Here is a 3,641-nt window from a genome sequence, read left to right as displayed (position 1 = left end):
AAAACGTTTTCGTAAATACCGAATGTACCATCTTCACGCAAACTGTAGCTTCCTGGTTCCAGAGTTGTAGCTGTATAGACACCGCCTATTGTGGCACTCGCCAAGTCATGACAGATAGGCATCATGCCCGACTTGCCATCCCAGTCTCTCAAAGTCAGCGTCTTGGCTGTTGGAGCTGCAAAGAAGCTGGCGTTGTACTCTACATTCTGTGCCGTTGCAACCAATTTCTGAGCTGCGTTCTCTGCAGCAAGCTTAACAATCATCGGTGTGCCAGCCTTGATGACAGACTGCTCATCGAGCATAAGAACGAATTTCAATACACTTGCATCATTTGTTGGCATGTGAATCATCATATCTCCTACAGGATAGCACTTCTCTACACCAGTAACATCAGCTACATTGATATCGAAAGGAAGGCAGAGTGTTACATAACCCTTTTGTCCCTCATTGAGCTGACGGCTATACTGCAGGTCCTTAATCGTGAACTGTGCCTGGGTATTGATGGCTGTAGAAGCATCGGTAAGGGCCAGTTTCTCGACATAGAACTTGCCGTCTGCCTGTGTAGCCTTCAGTGTTCCATCTGCATCTGCTGCATACTTATGCTCAGGGCAGTTCTCGTTGCTGCAGCCCATGTGATAGATGTGCTTGTCGGCATCGAACTTAGGACTGGTTAAAGTGGCAGATGCTACGTGAACCAATTCATTCTCAGAAGAACTGTTGCTATATGAGGAAGCCGTTCCATCGCAGTAACGGAATGATCCATTATATACTGTATTGCCCTCAGCAGCTGTCAGTACAGGATAAGCATTCTCGCCCAACTTCTGATACCATGCCAAGGTGCTTCCTTCGGTAGGAACAGATGTGGAACCGTTAAGAAGCCATGCCACCTCACCGCTCTTTATCTGCTGTTTGGTGAATGCCTTGACCACGTCAGCTTCTACCTTTCCGTCTTCGAAAGTCAGACTTCCCTCACCAACTATTTTGATGTTCTCAGATGAATTATTCAGCAATGCCTCCTTGTTGTAAGCTACAATGCCCTTTGCGGTTAGCGTACCGTCTACATAACCTATAATGATTCCTGGATTGTCATTTGTATTTGTATTCGTCACATCTCCATAACTGAACACATTCTGGATACTGCCGTTAAACAACGTATGTCCTGCTATGCCACCGGCATACCAACCTGTGCTTGTAATCTTGCCATAGTTAGCGCAATCTTCGATACTTGTATCATCAGCATAACCTATGATTCCACCAATTTCGGCATCGTCGTTTTCAACGGTTCCATAATTGGTGCTGCGCCAGATGTTTCTTTCAGTGCTACTACCTGCAATTCCGCCAACAAACCTTGTACCCTTCACGCTGGAGCGATTCTCGCAGTTTTCGAGATTTATTTTGACCCCTCCAACAATACCGCCAGTACCTTCTTGTCCTATTACAGTACAATTGTTTGTGGTTTTAATGCCCTTTATATGTAATGGAGAATCCCCATATGCACGTCCTGCCAAAATACCGGTGTAAAGTGTATTCATGCCTGTTGTGCTCACATTCTCCACCTTAGCATTGTCAAAGATAAGGTCTTGGATAGTCGCACCATCAGTATAGCCGAAAAGCCCCACTAAGTCTTGTGCTGTCTTGATATAGAGATGGGAGATGGTGTGTCCCTGACCGTCCATATTTCCCTTCCAGCGATTATCATTGTTGCCTATCGGAATCCAGCTCAAGAGTTCCTTGCCGTCTTCAGCCGCATGGCAGTAGTTCTTTAGGTCGATATCCGCAGTCAGCATGGCAGATGCTGATGAGTGAGTAGTTCCAGCTGCTTCACCTTCGTCCACAATAGTTCCGTTCACATAGTCGCGGAACCAAGCCAAGTGGCAAGGTTTAGCTATCAGGTATACCCCATTTTCCTTTGAAGGCTTCACAGCCACATAATGCTGGCAACGGTCGCAATAGCCATCCTCATTGCTGTGGTGTCCAATAGCAGGCTGATCTGCGTTCGTTACATCAGTCAATTCCACGGTCAATTGGCTGTCGGAATATGTCCTTTGGCAGTCTTGGCATTGCCAATATTCCTTGGTTGCCGCCTCTGTGCAAGTAGCGTCTGTAGCAACGTGGTGATTTGTCGTTCCGTGTTGATACTTGATTGCGGAACTGGTAGGATTGTTGGTGAAACTTCCCCTCACCACCTCATAGGTTTTGCAATTTACAAGCAAATCTTCAGTAGCATAAACCTGATGCTCCGAACCAATGACAGGATAGATGTCTCCATCATTAGCCAGATTTTGTCCCCATTTTGCTTTGCTCGAAGCATTTTGCTGGAGCAGATAGGCAACAACACCGCTTTTCAGCTGAGCTTCAGTAAATCCTGTTGCGTTATCTTCTGAGAGGTCGCCGGTTCCGAAGGCTTTTGCAGTTTGCTCTTGGCCGTTTGCAATCAGCTTTGCGCCACTATAGTATGCCACCATTCCTTCAGTAGTGGCCCCTTTGTAAGAATTGCCAAAAGCCATGCCTATATCTTGCGTGCTCATCGTGGCAGAAACATTGCCATAGTTGAACACGTTCTGTATCTTGCCTTCTTCTACATCACCAGCCATGCCAGCAACTTGAATTGCACCTTTTACATCTCCATAGTTGGCACAGTCTTGGATTGTTCCGCTTTGGAAAGAGCCAACCAAGCCACCAGCAGTCCCATCTGATGCCGTTACATTTCCATAGTTGGCACAGGCGGTTATGGAATTATCAGTTCTCACGTAGTTGCCAAAAAGACCGCCGACAATTCCTATTCCTTGTACCGTAGCGCAGTTCACACAGTTGTAGGCGTTACCATCAAGGTTACCTGCAATACCACCAGTACAATTACCTCCTTTTATCTGGCAAGTATTTGATATTTTGATATTTTGAAGGGTGCTACCATATCCTGCATTACCAACCAAAATTCCTGTGCTAAAGGACGTATTTACCACATTTGCATTCACAAAGGTTAGGTTCTTGATTGTGCTTTGATCGGTAGAACCGAAAAAACCCATATTATCTTGGCTTTCATTGATATAAAGGTTGGTGATGGTCTTGTTATTTCCGTCGAAAGTGCCTCGGTATTGTTTATTAGAATTTCCAATAGGCTCCCAGCTCAGTTTATTTAAATTTTGAGACGCATCAGCCGCATGGCAGAAGTCCTTTAGGTCAATGACCTCAACATTATCTGCAATCTTTGCGCAGGCGCTAAGGTGATCATCATTCACGTAGTCACGGAACCATGCCAGATGCTCTGCCGTCTTCAGCACGAAAGGTTCCGCATCAGTTCCTTTACCAGTCATGCCTGCTGGTAATTTCCAAACGGTCAGTTTTACATTGAGCTTAACTTCGCCTTCGATGGCATCGCCATAGTATTGTCTTGCACCGATATAATAAGTGCTGCCTTTCGTTACATCGTTGGTGATCTTGAAGTCGGAGCCATTGCCACCATCACTACAAGTCAAGTAAGATGCAGCCGTACGGCTCTCCCACAGGGTACCATAGGTATCTTTGCCGTTGCTGTTTGCCGTCACCGCCAATGTGCCATCTTCTGGAGCAGTATATTTATAAAGATCTAAAGTTTCGCAAGTGAAAATTCACAAGCGTGATTTAACGTAATTTTGGAATAA

Annotated in this window: 1 pseudogene; it reads right to left on the bottom strand. The window is 45.6% G+C overall.

Features of this window, described 5'->3' with window-relative positions:
• Window positions 1-3,551 (bottom strand): annotated as a pseudogene (locus KSW37_RS15255) (hypothetical protein); the annotation flags it as partial.
• Between the last annotated feature and the right edge of the window lie 90 nt (window positions 3,552-3,641).

Origin of the sequence: Segatella copri, from assembly GCF_019127135.1 — a bacterium.
Taxonomy (GTDB): domain Bacteria; phylum Bacteroidota; class Bacteroidia; order Bacteroidales; family Bacteroidaceae; genus Prevotella.
This window is presented reverse-complemented; position numbering and strand designations above follow the sequence as displayed.